This is a genomic window from Streptomyces sp. NPDC008001 (assembly GCF_042958085.1).
Taxonomy (GTDB): domain Bacteria; phylum Actinomycetota; class Actinomycetes; order Streptomycetales; family Streptomycetaceae; genus Streptomyces.
Genome location: NZ_JBIBIZ010000004.1, coordinates 391,936 through 412,712, shown reverse-complemented (window position 1 = coordinate 412,712; position 20,777 = coordinate 391,936). Strand labels below are relative to the sequence as shown.

The window sequence follows — 20,777 nt, the reverse complement described above, 5'->3', positions numbered from 1 at the left end:
GCGGCAGGCGTACGGGGCGGGCACGGGGCCGGCGCACGGGGCGGGCACGGGGCCGGCGCATGAGGCGGGCACGGGGCCGCACGGGGCCGCTGCGGAACGCTCCGCCCCATGCGCCGACTAGGCTGCTGACATGCAGGCCACCGCGTACACCTTCGACCCTCAGACGCGCTCCGGGAGCGTGCTCCTGGACGACGGCACCCCGCTGTCCTTCGACGCCGCGGCGTTCGACGCGGGGGGCCTGAGGCTGCTGCGGCCGGGCCAGCGGGTGCGCATCGAGTGCACGGAGCCCGCCGCGGGCGCGGAGGATGCCCCTGGGGGGCGCCGCGTGACGCTGGTGACGCTGCAGACGTTCTGAGCGGACGCCCTGACGGGCGCTACGGCGGGCGTTCCGGGCGGACATCCTGAAACCAGGTCGCCGACACACCGCGGGCCGGGCTCCCCGAGGGGAGCCCGGCCCGGCGCGTGACGCCGTTCGCCGCCTTCTTACTTCTTGGCGGCGGTCTTCTTGGCGGTGGTCTTGCGCGCGGTGGTCTTGCGCGTCGTGGCCTTGGTCGCCGTGGCCTTCTTGGCGGGCGCGGTCTTCTTCGCGGCGGCCTTCTTGGTGGTGGCGGCCGTGGTGGCCTTCTTCGCCGGCGCGGCCTTCTTGGCGGTGGCCTTCGCGGGCGCGGCCTTCTTGGCCGTGGTCTTCTTCGCGGCCGTGGTCTTCTTGGCGGCGGCCGTGGTCTTCTTGGCCGGCGTCGTCTTCTTGGCGGCGGCCTTCTTGGTGGTGGCGGCCGTGGTGGCCTTCTTCGCCGTGGCCTTCTTGGCGGTGGCCTTCTTGGCCGCGGCCTTGGCGGTGACCTTGCCGCCCGAAAGGCTGCCCTTGGGGGCCTTCTTGACGGCGACGTCGTTCTTCGGCAGCTTCTTCGAGCCGCTCACCAGGTCCTTGAAGCCCTGACCCGCGCGGAAACGCGGCACCGAGGTCTTCTTGACCCGCACGCGCTCACCCGTCTGCGGGTTGCGGGCGTAACGGGCCGGGCGGTCGACCTTCTCGAACGAGCCGAAGCCGGTGACCGAGACCCGGTCACCCGCGACGACCGCGCGGACGATCGCGTCGAGCACCGCGTCGACGGCGTCTGCGGCCTGCTGACGGCCGCCGAGCTTGTCGGCAATCGCTTCAACGAGCTGCGCCTTGTTCACGTCTTCCCCTTCGGAGACATTGCTGGAACGAATGCGCTCCAGCCTTTTCGCACGTTAGGCAGATATATACCGCAAATCAAACACGAAACGGTCTAATCACCCTTGTGCCGCAACGAACTCGGCCGTCACGGAGTTCCGTCACGGTCGGGCCCTTCGGGGAAACGGCCCTCGTCGAGGTCGTTCATCAGCCGGTCCAGACGCATTGCGGCGCCTGAGAGATCGTGCTTCGCCGCGGCCGTGATGGCCAGCAGCTTCCGGGACAGCGCCATCCGTACGCCCTCCGGGACTTGCAGTGTGCGCACCCGGGAGTGCGCTTCCTTGAGCCGGTCCGCAACGAGCCGGTAAAGCTCGAGTTGGCTGTCGCGTTCCATGCACCGATTGTGCCATCTGAGGCGAGTTGTCGCTTCACAGGGCCTCAACAGAACGATGCGCCCCCTGTCCGAAGACAGGGGGCGCATCATGCCAAACCCTGGGTGAGCAGCGAAAATCCGGGGTGCCCCGGGGGCCGTGGCGGGCGTCCGAAGAGACGTGAAATCCGTGTCAGATCCGGGCCGTGGAGGGCTTGAAAGCAGGCCTTCCGGCCTCGAAGGCGGCGATGTCGGCCTCGTGCCGGAGGGTCAGGCCGATGTCGTCGAGCCCCTCCAGCAGACGCCACCGGGCGTTCTCGTCAAGGTCGAAACCAGCCGTGATCCCCGCGGCCCGGACCTGGCGGGCGACGAGGTCGACGGTCACCTCGGCGGTGGGGTCGGTCTCGGTCAGCTTCCAGAGGGCGTCGACGGTCTCCTGCGGCAGGACAACGGTCAGCAGTCCGTTCTTGAGCGAGTTCCCACGGAAGATGTCGGCGAAGCGCGCGGAGATGACCGCCTTGAAGCCGTAGTTCTGCAGGGCCCAGACCGCGTGCTCGCGGGAGGAGCCGGTGCCGAAGTCCGGGCCGGCCACCAGGACGCTCGCCCCGCGGCGCTCGGGACGGTTCAGGACGAACTCGGGGTCCTTGCGCCAGGCCTCGAACAGGCCGTCCTCGAATCCGTCGCGGGTGACCTTCTTGAGCCAGTGCGCGGGGATGATCTGGTCGGTGTCGACGTTGCTGCGGCGCAGGGGTACGGCGCGGCCGGTGTGCGTGGTGAAGGCTTCCATGGCTGTTCAGGCCCCCAGGGGAGTGCGGACGTCGGACGTGCCGGCCGGGCCGGACGGGGCGGGCAGATCGGCCGGGGAGGCCAGATGGCCCAGTACGGCGGTGGCGGCGGCCACCTGGGGCGAGACGAGGTGCGTACGGCCGCCCTTGCCCTGCCTGCCCTCGAAGTTGCGGTTGGAGGTCGATGCGGACCTCTCGCCCGGCGCGAGTTGGTCGGGGTTCATGCCGAGGCACATCGAGCACCCCGCGTGGCGCCATTCGGCGCCGGCCGCGGTGAAGACCTTGTCGAGCCCCTCGTCGACGGCCTGCAGGGCCACCCGTACGGAGCCGGGGACGACCAGCATCCGGATGCCGCCGGCGATCCGGCGGCCCTCCAGGACGGCCGCGGCGGCACGCAGGTCCTCGATCCGGCCGTTGGTGCACGAGCCGACGAAGACGGTGTCGACGCTGATGTCGCGGAGCGGCTGACCTGCCGTCAACCCCATGTATTCCAGGGCCTTTTCGGCGGCAAGGCGGTCGGACGGGTCGGCGTACGCGGCGGGGTCGGGAACGGCCGCCGACAGGGGCGCGCCCTGCCCCGGGTTGGTGCCCCAGGTGACGAACGGGGAGAGCTCGGAGGCGTCGATGACGACCTCGTGGTCGAAGACCGCGTCGTCGTCGGTGCGGAGGGTGCGCCAGTACTCGACGGCGGCGTCCCAGTCGTCGCCCCGGGGGGCATGGGGCCGGTCCTTCAGGTAGGCGAAGGTGGTCTCGTCGGGCGCGATCATGCCGGCGCGGGCGCCTGCCTCGATGGACATGTTGCACACGGTCATCCGCGCTTCCATCGACAGCTGCTCGATGGCCGTGCCGCGGTACTCGATGACGTAGCCCTGGCCGCCGCCGGTGCCGATGCGGGCGATGACGGCGAGGATCAGGTCCTTGGCGGTGACGCCCTCGGGCAGTTCGCCGTCGACGGTGACCGCCATGGTGCGGAACGGGGCCAGCGGCAGCGTCTGGGTGGCGAGGACGTGCTCGACCTGGCTGGTGCCGATGCCGAACGCCAGTGCGCCGAAGGCGCCGTGCGTGGAGGTGTGGCTGTCGCCGCAGACGACGGTGGTGCCGGGCTGCGTCAGTCCCAGCTGCGGTCCCACTACGTGGACGACGCCCTGCTCGACGTCGCCCAGCGGGTGCAGCCGGACACCGAATTCCGCGCAGTTCTTGCGCAGCGTCTCCAGCTGGGTGCGGGAGACCGGGTCGGCGATGGGCTTGTCGATGTCGAGGGTCGGGGTGTTGTGGTCCTCGGTCGCGATGGTGAGGTCCAGTCGCCGCACGGGGCGGCCGGCCTTGCGGAGGCCGTCGAAGGCTTGCGGGCTGGTGACCTCGTGGAGCAGGTGCAGATCGATGTAGAGGAGGTCGGGCTCGCCCTCGGCGCGCCTGACGACGTGGTCGTCCCAAACCTTCTCTGCGAGTGTGCGTCCCATCGCTGTCCCTCCGGCCGGCGCCGTCGCCAGTCACGTTCGTTTGCCTGCGGGTGCTCTCCGTCCAGGTTGGCGCCTCTCCGGGAAAATTGAACTTGCGTTTCACACTGTGAGACGCAAGTATCGTTGCATGGACAACACTGGTGGCGCCTCGAGCGGCGTGGGAGTACTCGACAAGGCGGCTCTGGTGCTGAGCGCGCTGGAGTCCGGGCCGGCGACCCTTGCGGGGCTCGTCACGGCCACGGGCCTGGCGCGCCCGACGGCGCACCGGCTGGCAGTGGCGCTGGAGCACCACCGGATAGTGGCGCGGGACATGCAGGGGCGGTTCATCCTCGGCCCGCGGCTGAGCGAGCTGGCGGCCGCGGCGGGCGAGGACAGGCTCCTGGCGACGGCGGGCCCCGTGCTCACCCACCTGCGGGACGTCACGGGCGAGAGCGCGCAGCTCTACCGGCGCCAGGGCGACATGCGCATCTGCGTGGCCGCGGCGGAGCGGCTGTCCGGCCTGCGGGACACCGTGCCGGTGGGCTCCACGCTGCCCATGAAGGCCGGCTCGGCAGCCCAAGTGCTGATGGCCTGGGAGGAGCCGGAGCGGCTGCACCGGGGCCTGCAGGGAGCCCGCTTCACGGCGACCGCGCTCTCCGGCGTGCGGCGCCGCGGCTGGGCGCAGTCGATCGGCGAGCGGGAGCCGGGCGTCGCCTCGGTGTCCGCTCCCGTCCGCGGGCCCTCCAACCGCGTGGTCGCGGCCGTCTCGGTCTCCGGACCGATCGAGCGCCTCACGCGGCACCCGGGCCGCATGCACGCTCAGGCGGTGCTGGACGCCGCGATGCGACTCACGGAGGCGCTGCGCCGCAACGGCTGATGGCCGTAACGGCCGATAGGCCGGCTGACACGGCCGGCTGAGACGACCGCATAGGGCGGGCCGCACGGGCATGAGGCCCCGCGCGGGCCGCCCCATGCGCTATGCGGGGGTGCCGGGGCTGCCCTGTGCGGCGGCCTCCGGCAAGCACCCCCGGCCGCCCCATGCCCCGCCCCCTCTATGCGACACCGCCCATGAGGCACCGCCCCGTGCCCCCGCCTCATGCGCTCGCGAGGCGCTCCTTCGCGCGCTCCCCGCGCAGGGCCACCGGCTCGACGCCGTGGGCCGCACCCAGCCCGTACGCCGGCATGCCGACGTAGATCGACTCGTACGAACCGGCCGGCACGAGATACGTCTCGTGCCAGATGCCGACGCTCCCCTCGCTGCCCCGCACCCGGCGGTTGAACGCCGCCCACGCCGGGCGGTGCTCCTTGCCCGGGTCCGAGGCGTAGGCGAGCAGCTTTTCGCGTGATTCCCAGTACTGGATGACGGTGAGCTCCCTCGGGCCGCCGGCGAGCGTCCGGTAGCCCAGCAGTCCGCTGTCCCGGTCGCGCGAGAGCTCCTTGAGCATGCGCGGCATCGCCCTGAGGGTGGGCAGCCAGTGACGCACCGCGCGCCAGCGGTTGATGCGCATTCCGATCACGAAGACGACGACCTCCCCTTCGGCTGCGGCGGTGACGCGTCCGGGTATCGGCTGTGCACTCATGAGAGCTCCCCCAGGAATCATTGGATAGCGCTGCTATCCATGCTTGGATAGTGCCACTCCCCAAGGAAGGGCGCAAGAGATATGCGACTGGCGGAACTGAGCGAACGCAGCGGGGTCTCCACCGCGACGATCAAGTACTACTTGCGCGAGGGGCTGCTGCAGCCGGGTCGCAGGGTCTCCGCCACCCAGGCCGAGTACGACGACGAGCACGTCCGCCGGCTGCGCCTCGTGCGGGCGCTGATCCAGCTCGGCAAGGTGCCGGTGGCCAGGGCGCGCGAGGTGATCGCCGCGGCCGAGGACGATTCGCTGGACCACCACCGGAGACTCGGCGCGGCCACGTGGGCCCTGGCGCACGGTCCCGAGCCCGCGGAGGGCGACCCGGAGGCCGACGCCGCGGGCCGCACGGTGGATGCCCTGCTGGAGCACGTCGGGTGGCAGCACGACGAGAGCCGCAGTGCCGTCTCCCCCGCCTACCGCACGCTGGTCGCGGCCGTCGCCGCGCTGCGGCGCCTCGGCTACCCCTGCGGCGTCGCCCACCTGCTCCCGTACGCCCGGCTCGCCGCGCAGCTCGCGGTCACGGACCTGGACCTGATCGAGGAGCAGCCCACGGAGGCCGGGCAGATCGAGGCGGCCGTCGCCCTGACCGTGCTCTACGAGCCGGTGCTGCTGAGCCTGCGGCGCCTCGCGCACGCCGAGGAATCAGCCCGGCGCTTCACGGCCGTCGACGAGGCCTGAGCGCCGCCCCTGCGAGGCATGAGGCCCTGCCGGCATGAGGCCCTGCCGGCATGAGGCCCTGCCGGCATGAGGCCCTCCCAGGGCATGAGGCCCCGCCCAGGCACGAGGCCCCGCCGGGCGTGAAGCCCCACCCAAGCCTCGCACCGCGCCGCCGGCCCCACGCCCCGACAAGCCTCACGCCGCCCCACCGGGCCCCGCGCCCGCCTCACAAGCGTTCCGCGTCCCCCGGCCCGGCCACTCGCAGCACGAGGACGGTCTCCGGGCCCCGTGCGTGCACCTCCAGTGACTCGCCGAGGCTGCGGGCGAGCCACAGGCTGTCCTCAAGGCTGCGGGCTCCTCCGGGCGGCGCGGGCGGGCGGTAGCCCGCGAACGGCGGGACGGCGGCGTCCGGCCCCGTGCGCCCGCCGTCAGGCTCCGTGCGCCGCAGCTCGTACACCACCGCGCCCGGCTCCTCCCAGACCCGCAGCACGACGCGCGCGCCGTCCGGAGCCAGGAGGTAGGCGGCGGCCTCATGCGCCGCCAGTTCGGCCAGAGCCAGCCGGTCACCGGTCAGGCCCGCGCCTGCGGCCCGCTCACGGGCCAGACGGCGCAGCACCCCCGCATCGGCCGTGGGCTCCGTGCAGGCGGCGGGGAGCGGCGCGCACGGGGCGGCCGGCGCCTCCACTGCGGCCGCGTACGCCGCAGGGTCCGTGTAGGCCGCGCAAGGCGCCTGCCGCTCGCCGTCCAGGCGGACGGGGTGGGTGGCCACGGCCGCCTCCGCCACGTCGCCGGGCACGGTGCGGAGGTCGTACGGGCAGACCATCCACACGGGCAGGTCCGCGAGGAGCACGTTGAGCCCGGACTCCATGCGTTTCCACTCGGCGGTCTGGCGGGCGGAGCGGCCGGCCCACACGGGTTCGGCGATCATGCGTGTGCGCCGCCCGGGGCGGGTCCGGCGCTCGTGGTAGCGCAGGAAGGCGGAGACCCGGTCGACGGGGCGGCGGCCGAAGTAGGCGGTCTCGGCGGTGTCGAGGTGGTGGGCGCTGTCCCCCAGCGCCTCCCGCAGGAGCTCGATGTTGGCGGGCGTGGTGGCGGCGAGGACGGGTTCCCCGGCTGCGAACCCGTCCCGTGCGAAGGGCACGGCCATCGCCAGGAACTCCGCGTCGGAACCGTACAGACAGGCGTGGTGGGTGAATCCGGCGGCCGGGCCGGCGCGGTCAGCAGCCATGCACGGCCCCGAGGCGCAGGCCCGGCGTGGTGTCCCAGCCGATGAGGGTGATGACCTGCCGGAGGTGCGGCGGTAAGCAGGCGAGCTCCACGGTGCAGTGGCGCGCCGCGCGGGCCCGGGCGAAGGTCATGAGCAGCCGCAGCCCGGCGAGGTCCAGGAACTCCACCCGGGACATCTCCAGGCGCAGGTCGCCGCGGACGGAGGCCACCGACTGCAGGGCCTCCCTGAGGTGGCGGTGGGAGCAAGCGTCGACCACCCCTTCGATCCGCAGTCCCGGGGGGCTGACGGTGGGGACGACGGTCAGTTCGGCCGTGCGGACGAGAGGATCCACTTCGACGCTCCTGGGATGGGCCGCTGCGGGGGCGTCCGGCGCGGCGGGCTCTCGGCGGCGGATGCCGTGGTGCTGCGGCTCCGGCGCCCCGCCGGTGCCCGAACTCCGCGGCAGGCAGGGCTTCGTGGCGCGACGGAGCCGGCACCGGCCGCCGCTGGGATGGGCCATGGGGGGATTATCGGGCCGGGCCGGGGCGCGCGGAAGGCCGCATGAAAAAATGCCCCCTGCTTATGCAGGAGGCATTCTCTCAGTGGTACCCCCGACCGGATTCGAACCGGCGCTACCGCCTTGAGAGGGCGGCGTGCTAGGCCGCTACACAACGGGGGCTTGCTTTTGTTTTGCTCGGCAGACTCAAAAAGCAATCTGCGCTGGGCTACCAGGACTCGAACCTAGACTAAATGAACCAGAATCACTCGTGCTGCCAATTACACCATAGCCCATGGTGGTTTTATAACCAGTACCCCCGACCGGATTCGAACCGGCGCTACCGCCTTGAGAGGGCGGCGTGCTAGGCCGCTACACAACGGGGGCCCTAGCGATCTCCTCCAGGTCCCCCTGAGTGGAAATCTGTACCCCCGACCGGATTCGAACCGGCGCTACCGCCTTGAGAGGGCGGCGTGCTAGGCCGCTACACAACGGGGGCTTGCACTTCGCTTTTGCGCTTTCGCGCGCTTCCTACTTTATCAGTAGTTTTGCGAGAGAATTTCGGCGAAGAATTTCTCTTGCTGGGGTACCAGGACTCGAACCTAGACTAAGTGAACCAGAATCACTCGTGCTGCCAATTACACCATACCCCACCGTAACTCCACCCCCCTCAGGGGGGCTTGTCCGGCTTGCGCCCTCCGCTCCGGCCTCTCGGCCCTCTCGGGCGGCGCAGGAAGAACATTACCCGAAGGAGGACGGGGCGCCAAAATCGATAGACGCCCCGCGCAAACGCCACGGGGCCCGGCAGCCTCGTGTGAGGCTGCCGGGCCCCGTGGGGCGACCCTGCCGGGCCCGTCAGGCGCAGACAGCGAGCGCGCCGTGCGCGTCGGGCACGTGGGTGCGGCGGCTGCGCCGGGTGCGTCAGGCGGCGAGCTTGGCCAGCGCCGCGTCGATGCGGGCGAGCGTGCGCTCGCGTCCCAGGACCTCCAGGGACTCGAACAGCGGCAGGCCGACCGTACGGCCGGTGACGGCCACCCGGACCGGCGCCTGGGCCTTGCCGAGCTTCAGGCCGTGCTCCTCGCCCGCGGCGACGACGGCGGCCTTGATGGCCTCGGCGTTCCAGTCCGCGTCCGCCAGCTTGGCGCGCGCCGTGCGCAGCAGCGCGTCCGAGCCCTCCTTCATCGCCTTCGCCCAGGACGCCTCGTCCTCGGCCGGCTCGTCGAGGAAGAGGAAGTCGACGTTGGCGGTGATGTCGGAGAGGACCGTCAGGCGGGTCTGCGCATGGGGCGCGATGGCCTCCCACGCCGCCCGGTCGAAGGCCTCGGGCGCCCAGGGGGCGTGGGGCGCCCGCAGCCACGGCTCGCAGGCCTCGGCGAACGCCTTCACGTCCAGCTGCCGGATGTGGTCGGCGTTGATCGCCTCGGCCTTCTTGAGGTCGAAGCGGGCCGGGTTGGCGTTGACGTCCTTGATGTCGAACGCCGCGATCATCTCGTCCATCGAGAAGATGTCCTGGTCGGCGGAGAGGGACCAGCCGAGCAGCGACAGGTAGTTGAGCAGGCCCTGCGGGAGGAAGCCGCGCTCCCGGTAGAGGTTCAGGGAGGCCTGCGGGTCGCGCTTGGAGAGCTTCTTGTTGCCCTCGCCCATCACGTACGGCAGGTGGCCGAACTGGGGGACGGTCTTGGCGACGCCCAGCTCGATCAGCGCCTTGTACAGGGCGATCTGCCGGGGCGTGGAGGAGAGGAGGTCCTCGCCGCGCAGGACGTGGGTGATCTCCATCAGGGCGTCGTCGACCGGGTTGACCAGCGTGTAGAGCGGCGCGCCGTTGGCCCGGACGATGCCGTAGTCCGGCACGTTCTCCGGGGTGAAGGTCAGCTCGCCCCGCACGAGGTCGGTGAAGGTGATGGCCTCGTCGGGCATCCGGAAGCGCACGATCGAGGGGCGCCCCTCGGCCTCGTACGCCGCCTTCTGCTCGGCGGTGACCACGCGGCACTTGCCGTCGTAGCCGGAGGGCCGGCCGCCGGCGCGGGCGGCCTCACGGCGCTCGTCGAGCTCCTCGGCGGTGCAGTAGCAGTAGTAGGCGTAGCCGCCGTCCAGGAGCTTCTGCGCGACGTCCTTGTAGATGTCCATGCGCTGCGACTGGCGGTACGGCGCGTGGGGGCCGCCGATCTCGGGGCCCTCGTCCCAGTCGAAGCCCAGCCAGCGCATCGAGTCGAGGAGCTGCTCGTACGACTCCTCGGAGTCGCGGGCCGCGTCGGTGTCCTCGATGCGGAAGACCAGGGTGCCGCCGTGGTGGCGGGCGAACGCCCAGTTGAACAGGGCGGTGCGGACCAGACCCACGTGGGGGTTGCCGGTCGGCGAGGGACAGAAACGTACGCGGACGTTCGCGTTAGCCACGCTTGATCACCTTGTTGGTGAGAGTGCCGATGCCTTCGATGGTGACGGCGACCTCGTCGCCGACGTTCAGGGGTCCGACGCCGGCCGGGGTGCCGGTGAGGACGACGTCGCCGGGGAGCAGCGTCATCGCCTCGGTGATGTGGACGATCAGGTCCTCGACGGAGCGCACCATGTCGGCCGTGCGGCCCAGCTGGCGCTGTTCGCCGTTGACCGTGCACATGATCCCGAGGTCGCCCGGGTCGAGCTCGGTCTCGATCCACGGGCCGAGCGGGCAGGAGGTGTCGAAGCCCTTGGCGCGGGCCCACTGCTTCTCGCGCTGCTGGGCGTCGCGCGCGGTGACGTCGTTGGCGCAGGTGTAGCCGAGGATGACGTCCTTGACGCGCTCACGGGGCACCTCGCGGCACATGCGGCCGATGACGACGGCCAGCTCAGCCTCGTGGTGCAGCTCGCTGGAGAAGGAGGGGTACTCGATGCTGCCGCCGGGGCCGATCACCGAGGTGGAGGGCTTGAGGAAGGCGACGGGCAGGTCACCGACCTCGTTGCCCAGTTCGGCGGCGTGCTCGGCGTAGTTGCGGCCGATGGCCACGACCTTGCTGGGCAGGACAGGCGAGAGCAGCCGGACCTTGTCCAGCGGGACCTTCGTCCCGGAGCGCTCGAAGTCGCCGTAGGGGATGCCCTTGATGATGTCGAGGACGGGGCCGCCTTCTGTGGCGGCGTCACCCTCCACGACGCCGTATCCGACGTTGCCGTCGATGGAGAACCTGGCGATGCGCACGGGAAGCTTTTGCCCCTTATCTGATCCGGCCGGAGTCTGACACCCCAGGCTATCGCGGGGGCCGCGGGCCGCCCGTGCGCGGCGGCTCCGCCGGGGAGGGCCGGCCCTGCGGGGCGGCCGGGGCCCTGCGGGGCGGGGCCGGTGTCCCACGGGGCGCCCGCATCCGCCGCGGGCGGGATGCGCGGTCCGTGCTTACCGAGCCCCTTGTCACGGAGCCCCTTGCTTCACGGAGCCCCTCGTGAGGTCTTCACCGAGCCCCTCGTGAGGTCCGGCCGGGACCTTGCGAGGGGCTCCGTGGGCTCCGTAAGAGGAAGGGCTCTGCGGGTCAGTCCTGGGGGATGACGACGACCGGGGCCGTCATGAGCACGGTGCGCCGCGGGTTCGCGGTGACCGGGGGCAGCTCGGCGGCGTGGGCGACGGCCTCCGCGATCCGCAGGGAGGCGCTGTCCTCGAGGTGGACGAGCGTCGTGCGGCGCGGGTTGGCGGTCCTCCGGATCGCCTTCCGGGTCGCCTTCCGGGACGTCAGCTTCGTCGTGGTGGTCTTCACTTGCTGCCTCGCGGTGTCGTGGTGCGCTGGTCGTTCTCGCGGCCTGTGTAAAGGACCAGGCTAGGCGCGCCTATCCCCACCCGTCCGCGGGAGAAGTCCTGACTTGCTTGTGAGTTTGCTCACGAACGAGTCGAAATATGCCGCAAACCGGGCGGCCGTCCGGCGCTCACGAAACGGACATTGCAGGGCTGAACCAGACGTTCCGCTCCTGATCATGGAATCTGGGACACCAGGCGGGGCTCCCCACCGGCCCAGCGTTCTGTCCGGATACACCCTTTATAAAGGCGCTGGTCCTCTACGCCCCGTGACGAATTCCGGCACTGAGCGTGATGCCGGGGCCGGTGGGGTGCACCGGCCTTGTTGGAGATCTGGCACTGTGCTGGAATTCCACGGACCGCCAGGGGGCAACCGCGGTCCCCCCACGACTCGACACCGTCCCGCCGTTCGACCGGCGGGGCGCCTGGTCCAGAGGTTGCGACGCTAGTGCAGGGACGTTTCAAGAGGGATGGCAGCGCTGCGGCGGAGCCGGAGCCGCGCGGTGCGACCGACCGCGGCACGCCCGCCGACGGGCAGGCCGGCGACGGATCCGCCGACCGGCCGCAGGCCACGTCAAAGGCGAATGCCAAGGCGAACAAGGCCAAGCTGCCGAGTGGGCCCGGCTCACGAATAGCCCTGCGCAACTGGCGCATCAGTACCCGTCTGATCTCCCTGCTGGCCCTGCCGGTCGTCGCCGCGACGACGCTGGGTGGCCTGCGCATCAACGACGCGCTCACCAACGTCGACCAGCTCGACCACATGAAGCTCCTCACGGACATGACGGGCAAGGCGACCCAGCTCGCCAACGCCCTTCAGGAGGAGCGCGACAAGTCCGCCGGTCCGCTGACGGACGGCAACCCCGGCGCCGACGCCGTGCTGGTGTCCCGGGAGAAGACCGACCAGGCGATCAGCGCCTTCACCGACACCACCAAGAGCGTGAAGCCGACCGACCCGACGATGGTCGGTGTGCAGACCACGCTGGTCGACATCAGCCGGCAGCTGAAGAAGATCCAGGACGTCCGTACGAGCTCGTTCCAGCCGAAGGAGAGCGACTACATCGCTCGTTCGGTGAACAACTACGACGGCCTGATCAACGCGCTGCTGTCGCTGTCCCAGGACATGGCCCAGGCGACCAGCAACGCCGACATGATCACCAGCACGCGTGCCCTGGCGACGTTCTCCGCCGCCAAGGAGTACGCGTCGATCCAGCGCGCCGTGATCAGCGCCGCCCTCGCCAACAAGAAGGGCCCCACCCTTTCGCCGAACGACCAGCAGTACGGCCGCGAGGCGTACGACGCGGAGAACGAGGCGATCCGTCGCTTCACGGCCATCCGCGGCGCCGACTCCCAGCAGCTGCTGCAGGCGATCAACGGCGGCAACGCGGACATCACGACCGCCAAGACCTACACCGACCGCGTCTTCTCCAAGCCGGACGGGATCAAGAACGAGCCGAAGTCCTACATGGACTGGTACGACCAGGCTTCGGTCAAGATCGGCGAGATGTCCAAGATCGAGCAGACCCTGCTCTCCCAGATGGAGCAGAAGGCCCTCGAGCTGCGTGACGACGCCCAGCAGGACGCCATCCTCAACGGTGTTCTGATCATCCTCGTTCTGGGCATCTCGCTCGTCGGCGCCTTCGTCGTGGCCCGCTCCATGGTGCGCTCGCTGCGCCGCCTGCAGGACACCGCCCAGAGGGTCGCCCAGGACCGTCTGCCCGAGCTCGTCAAGCAGCTGTCCGAGACCGACCCGCAGGACGTCGACACGTCCGTGGAGTCCGTCGGCGTGCACAGCCTCGACGAGATCGGCAAGGTGGCCGCGGCCTTCGACGACGTGCACCGCGAGGCCGTCCGCCTCGCCGCCGAGCAGGCCCTCCTGCGGGGCAACGTCAACGCGATGTTCACCAACCTCTCGCGCCGGAGCCAGGGCCTCATCCAGCGTCAGCTCTCGCTCATCTCCGAGCTCGAGAGCCGCGAGGCCGACCCGGACCAGCTGTCCTCGCTCTTCAAGCTCGACCACCTCGCGACCCGTATGCGCCGTAACGGCGAAAACCTCCTCGTCCTCGCGGGCGAGGAGCCGGGCCGCCGGTGGACCCGCCCCGTGCCGCTCGTCGACGTGCTCCGTGCCGCCGCCTCCGAGGTGGAGCAGTACGAGCGCATCGAGCTCAGCGGCGTGCCGCCGACCGAGGTCGCCGGCCGCGTCGTCAACGACCTCGTGCACCTCCTCGCCGAGCTGCTCGAGAACGCGACGTCGTTCTCCTCCCCGCAGACCAAGGTCAAGGTCACCGGTCACGCGCTGCCCGACGGGCGGGTGCTGGTCGAGATCCACGACACCGGTATCGGTCTGTCCCAGGAGGACCTCGCCTCCATCAACGAGCGGCTCGCCAGCCCGCCGACCGTGGACGTCTCGGTCTCGCGGCGCATGGGTCTGTTCGTGGTCGGCCGCCTGTCCCTGCGACACGGCATCCGCATCCAGCTCCGCCCGTCCGACTCGGGCGGTACGACCGCGCTCGTCATGCTGCCGGTCGACGTCGCCCAGGGCGGCAAGAAGCCGATGCCCGGCGCCGTGCCCCCGGCCGGCGGCAACGGTGCGCCCGGCGTCCCCGGCGGCAACCCCGGCCTCGCGGCTCCCGCCCCGCGCCGGCAGATGCCGGCCGGCGGCGGCCAGCAGCGCCCCGCGCTGCCCCCGCGCCAGGGTGGGCCCGACGGCGGCATGCCGCCCCGTCCCGCCCAGCAACACGGCGGCGGTGCCAACCCCGCCGCGGGCAGCCTCTTCGACACCGCGCCGCGCGGCGGTGCGGACCGGGCGCCCGCCCAGGGCCCCGGCGGCCGCGCCGCGCTGCCGACCCGTGGCAACGGCGGCCCCGCCGCGGTGCCGCCGCCCCCGCCCCAGGCGGGCAAGGGCGGCCGCCGCAAGCAGCAGCCCGCGCAGCCGGACCAGTCCGGCCACGGCAACGCCGCCGGCGAGCTCCCGGCCCGCCCCGCCCCGAGCTGGGGCAGCGAGCAGTCCCCTGCCGCGCCCAAGGCCCCGACGCCGCCCGCCGCCCCCGTGGACGACTGGCCGGTGTCCGGCAACGGCTCCGCGCGCCCCGCGCAGGAGACGCCGCGCGGCCACGAGGACGTCGAGAGCACCGGGCAGTTCGCCGGGCCCCAGGCCGCGCCCCGTGCGGCCCTCCCGAGCGCAGGCCCCGGCGACACCGCCGAGTTCCCGGCGATCGGTGCGGGTCCGGACGCGTCCGGCAGCACGGGGCAGTTCGCCCGCCCCGTGCAGGGCGACGCGCCCAACAGCACCTCGGGCCAGTACGACCGCCCCGCCCTCGGCGAGGCGCCCAGCAGCACGTCCGGCCAGTTCGCCCGCCCCGTGCAGGGTGACGCGCCCAACAGCACGTCCGGTCAGTACGACCGCCCCGTGCAGGGCGACGCGCCCAACAGCACCTCGGGCCAGTACGACCGCCCCGTGCCCTCCGAGGGCCCGGGCAGCACCTCCGGCCAGCACGCGCTGCCGGAAGCCGACGACGACCCGCTGACCAGCACCACCGGTCAGTTCGCGCGGCCGGCGCTGCGTGAGGCCGGGCACAGCTCGCCGCTGTTCGAGGAGCTGGAGTCCAACTGGTTCCGCGGCGCAGCCGGCGAGGGCCAGGCCGCCGCGCCGGAGCAGGGTGCGGACGCGTCCGCGCAGCGCCTGCCGAAGCGTCAGCCGCGCCAGTCCCTCGAGGACCCGGAGCGCGGTCCGCTCGGTGCGACGCCCCAGGCCCCGCAGGCGGCCCCGCCGGTCCGGCCCACCCGGCCGTCGCAGGCCCGCCGCGTGTCCCAGGCCCCGCAGCCGCCGCAGACCCCGCAGCCCCAGGCCCAGCAGGCCCCGGCCGACAACTGGCGCCAGTCCCCCAACGACGAGCGCTGGCGCCGGGCCGAGCAGGTCCGCGAGCCCGCCTCGGGCGGCACCACGCCGTCCGGCCTGCCGCGCCGCGTCCCGCGCGCGAACCTCGTCGAGGGCACCGCGGAGACGCAGCAGATCCAGCAGGTCGGCCCGCAGGTCTCGCGTGCCCCCGACGACGTGCGCGGCCGTCTGACCAACCTCCGCCGGGGCATCCAGCAGGGGCGTCAGGCCGGCGGCCCCTCGTCCACCGGCAACCACAACGTTGGCCCCACTTATCAGCAGGAGCGTTAGTTGAGTCCGATGAGCCAGGCGGCGCAGAACCTGAACTGGTTGATCACCAGTTTCGTGGAAAGCACCCCGGGTGTGTCCCACACCGTCGTGGTCTCCGCCGACGGACTCCTTCTGGCGATGTCCGAAGGGTTCCCGAGGGACCGCGCCGACCAGCTGGCGGCCGTCGCCTCCGGCCTGACCTCCCTCACGGCCGGTGCCTCCCGCATCTTCGAGGGCGGCGCCGTCAACCAGACCGTGGTGGAGATGGAACGCGGCTTCCTCTTCATCATGTCCATCTCCGACGGCTCCTCGCTGGCCGTGCTGGCGCACCCCGAGTGCGACATCGGCCTCGTCGGCTACGAGATGGCCCTCCTCGTCGACCGCGCGGGCAACGTCCTCACCCCGGACCTCCGCGCCGAGCTCCAGGGCAGCCTGCTGAACTGACCGATGTTTTCCGCAGATCCCGTCCGACCGTACGGCCGAAAACCCCCCACCGGCCCGCGCTCGACGGCATTATTGCCAGTCCTGCTGTCCTGTCCGGAGGATTCATGACCCCGCCCGCCTCGCCCGGCCCGTACGGTGCCTCTCATCATGCGCCGTACGGGAGTGAAGGCGACCAGCCCCTGGTCCGCCCCTACGCCATGACGGGCGGCCGGACCCGGCCGCGCTACCAGCTCGCCATCGAGGCCCTGGTCAGCTCCACGGCCGACCCGGCCGTGCTCGGAACCCTGCTCCCCGAGCACCAGCGCATCTGCCACCTGTGCCGTGAGGTCAAGTCGGTCGCCGAGGTCTCGGCGCTGCTGAACATGCCCCTCGGTGTGGCGCGCATTCTCGTCGCGGACCTGGCGGAGGCCGGCATGGTGGCGATCCACCAGCCGGGCGGCAGCGGAGAGTCCGGCGGGACGCCGGATGTGACACTGCTCGAAAGGGTGCTCAGTGGACTTCGGAAGCTCTAGCGGGGGCACGGGTGGCGGCGGCACGGGCCGCTCCACCACCTCCGCGAAGATCGTGGTCGCCGGCGGCTTCGGCGTGGGCAAGACCACGTTCGTCGGTGCGGTCTCGGAAATCAGTCCGCTGCGCACCGAAGCCGTCATGACCTCCGCCTCGGCGGGGATCGACGATCTGAGCCACGTTCAGGACAAGACCACCACGACGGTGGCGATGGATTTCGGCCGTATCACTCTCGATGACGACCTGATCCTCTATCTGTTCGGCACTCCCGGCCAGGACCGTTTCTGGTTCATGTGGGACGACCTGGTCCGTGGTGCCATCGGCGCCGTCGTGCTCGTCGACACCCGCCGCCTGGCCGACTGCTTCCCCGCCGTCGACTACTTCGAGAACAGCGGCCTGCCCTTCGTCATCGCCCTCAACGGCTTCGACGGACAGCAGCCGTACGCTCCGGAGGAGGTCCGCGAGGCGCTGCAGATCGGGCCGGACACGCCGATCATCACGACCGACGCACGCCACCGCAACGAGGCCAAGAGCGCTCTGATCACTTTGGTGGAGCACGCTCTGATGGCCCGGCTGAAGTAGCTCTCGGTGGCTGTTCGTCAGAATCTTCCGGCACGTCACGCGTCACGTACATTGCCCCGTACGGCGCTGCTGAAGAGTTGTGGCATTGGACACGACCCGGCCCGGAGTTCATAACGTTTCGACAGAGAATCGGCCGGACGCGGCAACAGGCTGCGTCCGGCCGACTTCGCTGTGCGCACATGACGCCCGCCATTTGGCGCCGCTCGCTCTTAATGCCCGTTTTATGTCGGGCAAATCGAGTGGCCTGGCGGGAGCCCCCGCTGTTTGGAATGCGCACCCCCGACGTGCTGGAATTCCAGGAACTGAGCGGTAACGGCTCAGTTCGAAAAACGGCACACAACCCGGGTGCCGACGCCGAGAGGTTGTTGGTCGAGTGACGCGCAGAAAGACGGGCGCCGCACAGCAGACGCAGGACGAGCGGGGAGCCTTCACCCCGCCGTCGCGCGCAGCGGTGCCGCCTTCGCCTTCCCCTGCTTCCAGCGTGCCCGAGACCCCGGCTCCCGCCGCGGGTTCCGGCGGCCGGTTCTCCCCCCGCAACTGGCGGGTGCCCGTCCGGCTGAACGTGATCCTGCTGATCCCCGTGATCGTGGCCCTCGTCTTCGGCGGCCTCGACGTGAAGGGATCGGTCGACACCTGGGAGGAGGCGAAGGACGCCGCGAACACCGCCCGGGTGGTGCGGGCCGCGGCCACCTACGCCCACGCGGTGATCGACGAGCGCGACCTGACGGCCAAGCCGCTCCTTGAGGAGCACCCCGACGACCCGGTCATCAAGAAGACCCGGGACGCGACGGACGCCGCCCGCGCGGAGTTCGACAAGACCGTCAAGGACATGCCGGACACCCCCGGCCTGCGCCGCCGCATGAAGCTGTTCCGCGAGGCCGAGGCCACGCTGCCGAACCTGCGCAAGGCCGCCTACACGTCCGCCCTGCCCGGGGTGAAGACGGAGGACGGCTACGGCGCCATCCAGCGTCCCCTCATGGCCTTCGCCAACGAGCTGGGCTCCGGCCTGGGCTCGGACAACGTCGTCTCGTACGGCCGCATGGTCTACGCCGTCTCGCTGGCGAAGGCCGCCGAGTCGCTGCAGCGCTCCATCGGTACCCACCTGCTGGTCAAGCCGGGCACCGACAAGAAGGAGCAGCAGCTCCAGCGGACGTCGTTCTCGTCCTACTACTTCCTCGAGTACATCGCCCGCGCCGAGTACGACGCGAGCGGCACCGAGGACGACATCAGCCGGCTCAACGACGCCATCGCCACCAAGGCGAAGGCGTCCGAGCAGGAGAAGATCGCGGCCGCCATCATGGCCGAGAAGACGCCGCAGCAGCTGAAGGCCGCCGACATCACGGCGGACTCCTGGATGGACGCCGCCACGGGCAAGTTCGACGCCTACCGCTCGGTCGAGTCCTACCTGACCGACAAGGCCGTGGACGAGGCCGAGAAGATCTCGTCGGACGCCCAGCGCGACGCGATCGTCAACTCCTCGATCATGATCGTGGCCCTGCTGCTCGCGTTCTTCGTGGCCGGCATGATGGCCCGCTCCATGAGCCGCAACATGCGCCGCCTGCGGCGCGCCGCCTTCGACGTGGCCGAGCAGCGCCTGCCGGCCCTGGTCGACCAGCTCTCCCGGACGGACCCTGGCCGCGTGGACACCCGCGTCCAGCCGATCCCGATCACCACCCGGGACGAGATCGGCGAGGTCGCCCGCGCCTTCGACCAGGTCCACCGCGAGGCCGTCCGGCTCGCCGCCGAGCAGGCCCTGCTCCGTGGCAACGTCAACGCGATCTTCACCAACCTCTCGCGCCGCAACCAGAGCCTCATCGAGGGCCAGCTGACGCTGATCACCGAGCTCGAGGAGCACGAGGCGGACCCGGACCAGCTGGAGAACCTCTTCCGCCTGGACCACCTGGCCACCCGTATGCGCCGCAACGGCGAGAACCTCCTGGTCCTCGCCGGCGAGGAGCCCGGCCGCAGCTGGGACCAGCCGGTCCCGCTGGTGGACGTGCTGCGCGCCGCCTCCTCCGAGGTGGAGGCCTACGAGCGCATCGAGCTCTCGGGCGTCCCGGAGGCCGACATCCACGGCCTCGCCGTGACCGACCTCGTCCACCTCCTGGCCGAGCTGCTGGAGAACGCCACCACGTTCTCCTCCCCGCACACCAAGGTGCGCGTCACCGCGACGCGGCTGCCCGACGGCCGCGTGATGGTCGAGATCCACGACAAGGGCATCGGCCTGACCGCCGAGGACTTCGCGGACATCAACCACAAGCTGGCCAACCCGCCGACCGTGGACGCCGCGATCTCCCAGCGCATGGGCCTGTTCGTGGTCGGCCGCCTGGCGGCGCGGCACGGCATCCGGGTCCAGCTGCGCCCCTCGGGCGAGCAGGCCGGCACGACCTCGCTGGTCATGCTGCCCGACCGGATCACCCACGGCGGCAGCGGCGAGGACGAGCTGTCCCCCGACTCCTTCACCGTCTCGCAGATGGTCCCGGAGCAGCAGCAGGGCGGCCAGCCCCAGGCCCCGGCCGTGAACCGCATGCGGACCGCGGCGGAGCTGGGCTTCGACGACTCGCGCTACGAGCAGCAGGGCGGCGCGACCAGCCCCACGCTGGACCCGGTGAACCGTACGCGGCTCCGCGAGGAGCGGCGCGCGGCGCTGGAGGCCGCGGCGGACAACCGCCCGCTGTTCCGCGACGAGGTGCCCCAGCAGCACGAGCAGCAGCCGCACGAGGCGCAGCACCAGCAGCAGCACCCGCAGCAGCCGTCGTACGAGCAGCAGCACGACCAGCAGTACGCGCAGCAGGGTCACCAGCACACCGAGCAGTTCCCGGTGATCGGCGACCAGCCGTACGAGGAGTCGTACGAGCAGCCGTACGAGCAGCAGCAGCCGCAGCACGGCTACCAGGACTCCGGTTACCCGGAGCAGGAGTACGCCGAGCAGGGCTACGCCGACTCCGGTTACCCGCAGCAGCAGTCGTACGGGGAGACCACCGGTCAGACCCGGAGCGACGTCTGGCAGCAGCCTGGTCCGTACCAGGACGGCCTGCAGCAGGGTTACGGTGCGGATTCGGAATCCCTGCCGCCCGCTGACACGGTGCAGCCGGAGCGCGTAGAGTTCGACCGTCCGGGCCCCGCTTCGAGCGGCTCCCACTCGCTGACCGGGTCCGGTCTGCCGCGCCGCGCGATGCAGTGGCAGCAGTCCGAGTCTGTCGAAGAGGCCGCGGGGGCCGGCGAACCGGAGCAGCCCCAGCAGGACGTCCCACAGCAGCCTCACGAGGGTGACAACCCCGACTGGCGATCGGAGAACGACGAGCGCTGGCAGCGTGCCGAGCAGCTCCGGGACCCGAAGGCCGGCGGAGTGACCCCTTCCGGACTGCCCCGCCGAGTGCCCAAGGCCAATCTGATCGAGGGCAAGGCGGCGCAGACGCCGCAGGGCGGACCCCAGATATCCCGTGCCCCTGAGGACGTACGCGGCCGGCTGAGCAATCTCCGCCGCGGCGTCCAGCAGGGGCGCACCGTGGGAACCGACAACGATTCGGCCACCACACAGCAGCATGAGCAACACGACCAGGGCTTCGGCCCCGGCGGCACCTACGATCAGGAGCGTTAGT

Annotated in this window: 18 protein-coding genes and 5 tRNA genes; 8 read left to right on the top strand and 15 right to left on the bottom strand. The window is 71.3% G+C overall.

Translation table 11 applies throughout. From position 1 onward, the window contains the following. Nucleotides 1-130: 130 nt before the first annotated feature. Nucleotides 131-355, top strand: coding sequence for a hypothetical protein (locus ACFZCD_RS13445; RefSeq protein ID WP_391830136.1), 225 nt, complete (start codon nucleotides 131-133; stop codon nucleotides 353-355). 128 nt (nucleotides 356-483) lie between these two features. Here ACFZCD_RS13445 and ACFZCD_RS13440 read toward each other — a convergent pair whose 3' ends face one another. From ACFZCD_RS13440 to leuC, 4 genes are all read right to left on the bottom strand, one after another. Further along, nucleotides 484-1,179, bottom strand: coding sequence for an HU family DNA-binding protein (locus ACFZCD_RS13440; protein WP_391830134.1), 696 nt, complete (start codon nucleotides 1,177-1,179; stop codon nucleotides 484-486). Between the two features lie 125 nt (nucleotides 1,180-1,304). Next, nucleotides 1,305-1,550, bottom strand: coding sequence for a hypothetical protein (locus tag ACFZCD_RS13435; protein ID WP_391830132.1), 246 nt, complete (start codon nucleotides 1,548-1,550; stop codon nucleotides 1,305-1,307). Nucleotides 1,551-1,719: 169 nt separating this feature from the next. Beyond that, the gene (leuD, locus tag ACFZCD_RS13430) at nucleotides 1,720-2,313 is read right to left on the bottom strand and encodes a 3-isopropylmalate dehydratase small subunit (protein ID WP_391830130.1); all 594 of its coding nucleotides are present in this window, start codon (nucleotides 2,311-2,313) and stop codon (nucleotides 1,720-1,722) included. Between the two features lie 6 nt (nucleotides 2,314-2,319). Continuing rightward, nucleotides 2,320-3,771: a 3-isopropylmalate dehydratase large subunit gene (gene leuC / locus ACFZCD_RS13425; protein ID WP_391830128.1), complete on the bottom strand. Its 1,452-nt coding sequence runs from the start codon at nucleotides 3,769-3,771 to the stop codon at nucleotides 2,320-2,322. 127 nt (nucleotides 3,772-3,898) lie between these two features. Here leuC and ndgR point away from each other — a divergent pair, with 127 nt between their 5' ends. Then, complete coding sequence (ndgR, locus tag ACFZCD_RS13420) at nucleotides 3,899-4,627, top strand: IclR family transcriptional regulator NdgR (RefSeq protein WP_391830126.1); 729 nt, start codon at nucleotides 3,899-3,901, stop codon at nucleotides 4,625-4,627. Nucleotides 4,628-4,844: 217 nt separating this feature from the next. Here the strand turns inward: ndgR and ACFZCD_RS13415 are convergent, their stop codons facing one another. Then, entirely contained in the window at nucleotides 4,845-5,330 is a 486-nt protein-coding gene (locus ACFZCD_RS13415; RefSeq protein ID WP_391830124.1) for a DUF4188 domain-containing protein, read from the bottom strand. Between the two features lie 81 nt (nucleotides 5,331-5,411). Here ACFZCD_RS13415 and ACFZCD_RS13410 point away from each other — a divergent pair, with 81 nt between their 5' ends. Beyond that, nucleotides 5,412-6,065, top strand: coding sequence for a MerR family transcriptional regulator (locus tag ACFZCD_RS13410; RefSeq protein WP_391830123.1), 654 nt, complete (start codon nucleotides 5,412-5,414; stop codon nucleotides 6,063-6,065). A 205-nt stretch (nucleotides 6,066-6,270) separates the two neighbouring features. Here the strand turns inward: ACFZCD_RS13410 and ACFZCD_RS13405 are convergent, their stop codons facing one another. The 10 genes from ACFZCD_RS13405 to ACFZCD_RS13360 form a co-directional block, all read right to left on the bottom strand. Continuing rightward, nucleotides 6,271-7,272: an anti-sigma factor RsbA family regulatory protein gene (locus ACFZCD_RS13405; protein ID WP_391830121.1), complete on the bottom strand. Its 1,002-nt coding sequence runs from the start codon at nucleotides 7,270-7,272 to the stop codon at nucleotides 6,271-6,273. Next, the gene (locus ACFZCD_RS13400; protein WP_391830119.1) at nucleotides 7,262-7,603 is read right to left on the bottom strand and encodes an STAS domain-containing protein; all 342 of its coding nucleotides are present in this window, start codon (nucleotides 7,601-7,603) and stop codon (nucleotides 7,262-7,264) included. The genes ACFZCD_RS13405 and ACFZCD_RS13400 overlap by 11 nt, the downstream gene beginning before the upstream one ends. Before the next feature lie 251 nt (nucleotides 7,604-7,854). After that, nucleotides 7,855-7,930: transfer RNA gene (locus tag ACFZCD_RS13395), tRNA-Glu, on the bottom strand. A gap of 41 nt (nucleotides 7,931-7,971) precedes the next feature. Continuing rightward, a tRNA-Gln gene (locus tag ACFZCD_RS13390) sits at nucleotides 7,972-8,043 on the bottom strand. Nucleotides 8,044-8,061: 18 nt separating this feature from the next. Then, a tRNA-Glu gene (locus ACFZCD_RS13385) sits at nucleotides 8,062-8,134 on the bottom strand. A gap of 39 nt (nucleotides 8,135-8,173) precedes the next feature. Then, nucleotides 8,174-8,246 (bottom strand) — tRNA-Glu (locus ACFZCD_RS13380). Nucleotides 8,247-8,328: 82 nt separating this feature from the next. Then, nucleotides 8,329-8,400 (bottom strand) — tRNA-Gln (locus ACFZCD_RS13375). A gap of 268 nt (nucleotides 8,401-8,668) precedes the next feature. Further along, the gene (gene gltX / locus ACFZCD_RS13370) at nucleotides 8,669-10,141 is read right to left on the bottom strand and encodes a glutamate--tRNA ligase (RefSeq protein WP_391830117.1); all 1,473 of its coding nucleotides are present in this window, start codon (nucleotides 10,139-10,141) and stop codon (nucleotides 8,669-8,671) included. Then, nucleotides 10,134-10,916, bottom strand: coding sequence for a fumarylacetoacetate hydrolase family protein (locus ACFZCD_RS13365; RefSeq protein ID WP_391830115.1), 783 nt, complete (start codon nucleotides 10,914-10,916; stop codon nucleotides 10,134-10,136). The genes gltX and ACFZCD_RS13365 overlap by 8 nt, the downstream gene beginning before the upstream one ends. Before the next feature lie 325 nt (nucleotides 10,917-11,241). Further along, the gene (locus ACFZCD_RS13360) at nucleotides 11,242-11,463 is read right to left on the bottom strand and encodes a hypothetical protein (protein WP_391830113.1); all 222 of its coding nucleotides are present in this window, start codon (nucleotides 11,461-11,463) and stop codon (nucleotides 11,242-11,244) included. Nucleotides 11,464-11,946: 483 nt separating this feature from the next. Between ACFZCD_RS13360 and ACFZCD_RS13355 the strand changes: the two genes are divergently transcribed. From ACFZCD_RS13355 to ACFZCD_RS13335, 5 genes are all read left to right on the top strand, one after another. Further along, the gene (locus ACFZCD_RS13355) at nucleotides 11,947-15,663 is read left to right on the top strand and encodes a nitrate- and nitrite sensing domain-containing protein (RefSeq protein WP_391830111.1); all 3,717 of its coding nucleotides are present in this window, start codon (nucleotides 11,947-11,949) and stop codon (nucleotides 15,661-15,663) included. Further along, complete coding sequence (locus ACFZCD_RS13350) at nucleotides 15,664-16,086, top strand: roadblock/LC7 domain-containing protein (RefSeq protein ID WP_344031778.1); 423 nt, start codon at nucleotides 15,664-15,666, stop codon at nucleotides 16,084-16,086. It begins immediately after the preceding gene. A 104-nt stretch (nucleotides 16,087-16,190) separates the two neighbouring features. Beyond that, nucleotides 16,191-16,598, top strand: coding sequence for a DUF742 domain-containing protein (locus ACFZCD_RS13345; RefSeq protein WP_391830108.1), 408 nt, complete (start codon nucleotides 16,191-16,193; stop codon nucleotides 16,596-16,598). Continuing rightward, nucleotides 16,579-17,175 carry an ATP/GTP-binding protein gene (locus ACFZCD_RS13340; RefSeq protein ID WP_391830106.1) on the top strand — a complete coding sequence of 199 codons (597 nt, stop codon included), beginning with the start codon at nucleotides 16,579-16,581 and terminating at the stop codon, nucleotides 17,173-17,175. The genes ACFZCD_RS13345 and ACFZCD_RS13340 overlap by 20 nt, the downstream gene beginning before the upstream one ends. 373 nt (nucleotides 17,176-17,548) lie before the next feature. Next, a complete protein-coding gene (locus ACFZCD_RS13335) occupies nucleotides 17,549-20,776 on the top strand; it encodes a nitrate- and nitrite sensing domain-containing protein (RefSeq protein ID WP_391830104.1) in 3,228 nt (1,075 codons plus the stop codon). Nucleotide 20,777: the final 1 nt, after the last annotated feature.

Excerpts from the sequence above, each read along its gene's own strand:
- ACFZCD_RS13445 (WP_391830136.1), top strand. The coding sequence starts at position 131 with ATGCAGGCCACCGCGTACACCTTCGACCCTCAGACGCGCTCCGGGAGC.
- ACFZCD_RS13435 (WP_391830132.1), bottom strand. The coding sequence starts at position 1,550 with ATGGAACGCGACAGCCAACTCGAGCTTTACCGGCTCGTTGCGGACCGG.
- leuD (WP_391830130.1), bottom strand. The coding sequence starts at position 2,313 with ATGGAAGCCTTCACCACGCACACCGGCCGCGCCGTACCCCTGCGCCGC.
- leuC (WP_391830128.1), bottom strand. The coding sequence starts at position 3,771 with ATGGGACGCACACTCGCAGAGAAGGTTTGGGACGACCACGTCGTCAGG.
- ndgR (WP_391830126.1), top strand. The coding sequence starts at position 3,899 with ATGGACAACACTGGTGGCGCCTCGAGCGGCGTGGGAGTACTCGACAAG.
- ACFZCD_RS13415 (WP_391830124.1), bottom strand. The coding sequence starts at position 5,330 with ATGAGTGCACAGCCGATACCCGGACGCGTCACCGCCGCAGCCGAAGGG.
- ACFZCD_RS13410 (WP_391830123.1), top strand. The coding sequence starts at position 5,412 with ATGCGACTGGCGGAACTGAGCGAACGCAGCGGGGTCTCCACCGCGACG.
- ACFZCD_RS13405 (WP_391830121.1), bottom strand. The coding sequence starts at position 7,272 with ATGGCTGCTGACCGCGCCGGCCCGGCCGCCGGATTCACCCACCACGCC.
- ACFZCD_RS13345 (WP_391830108.1), top strand. The coding sequence starts at position 16,191 with ATGACCCCGCCCGCCTCGCCCGGCCCGTACGGTGCCTCTCATCATGCG.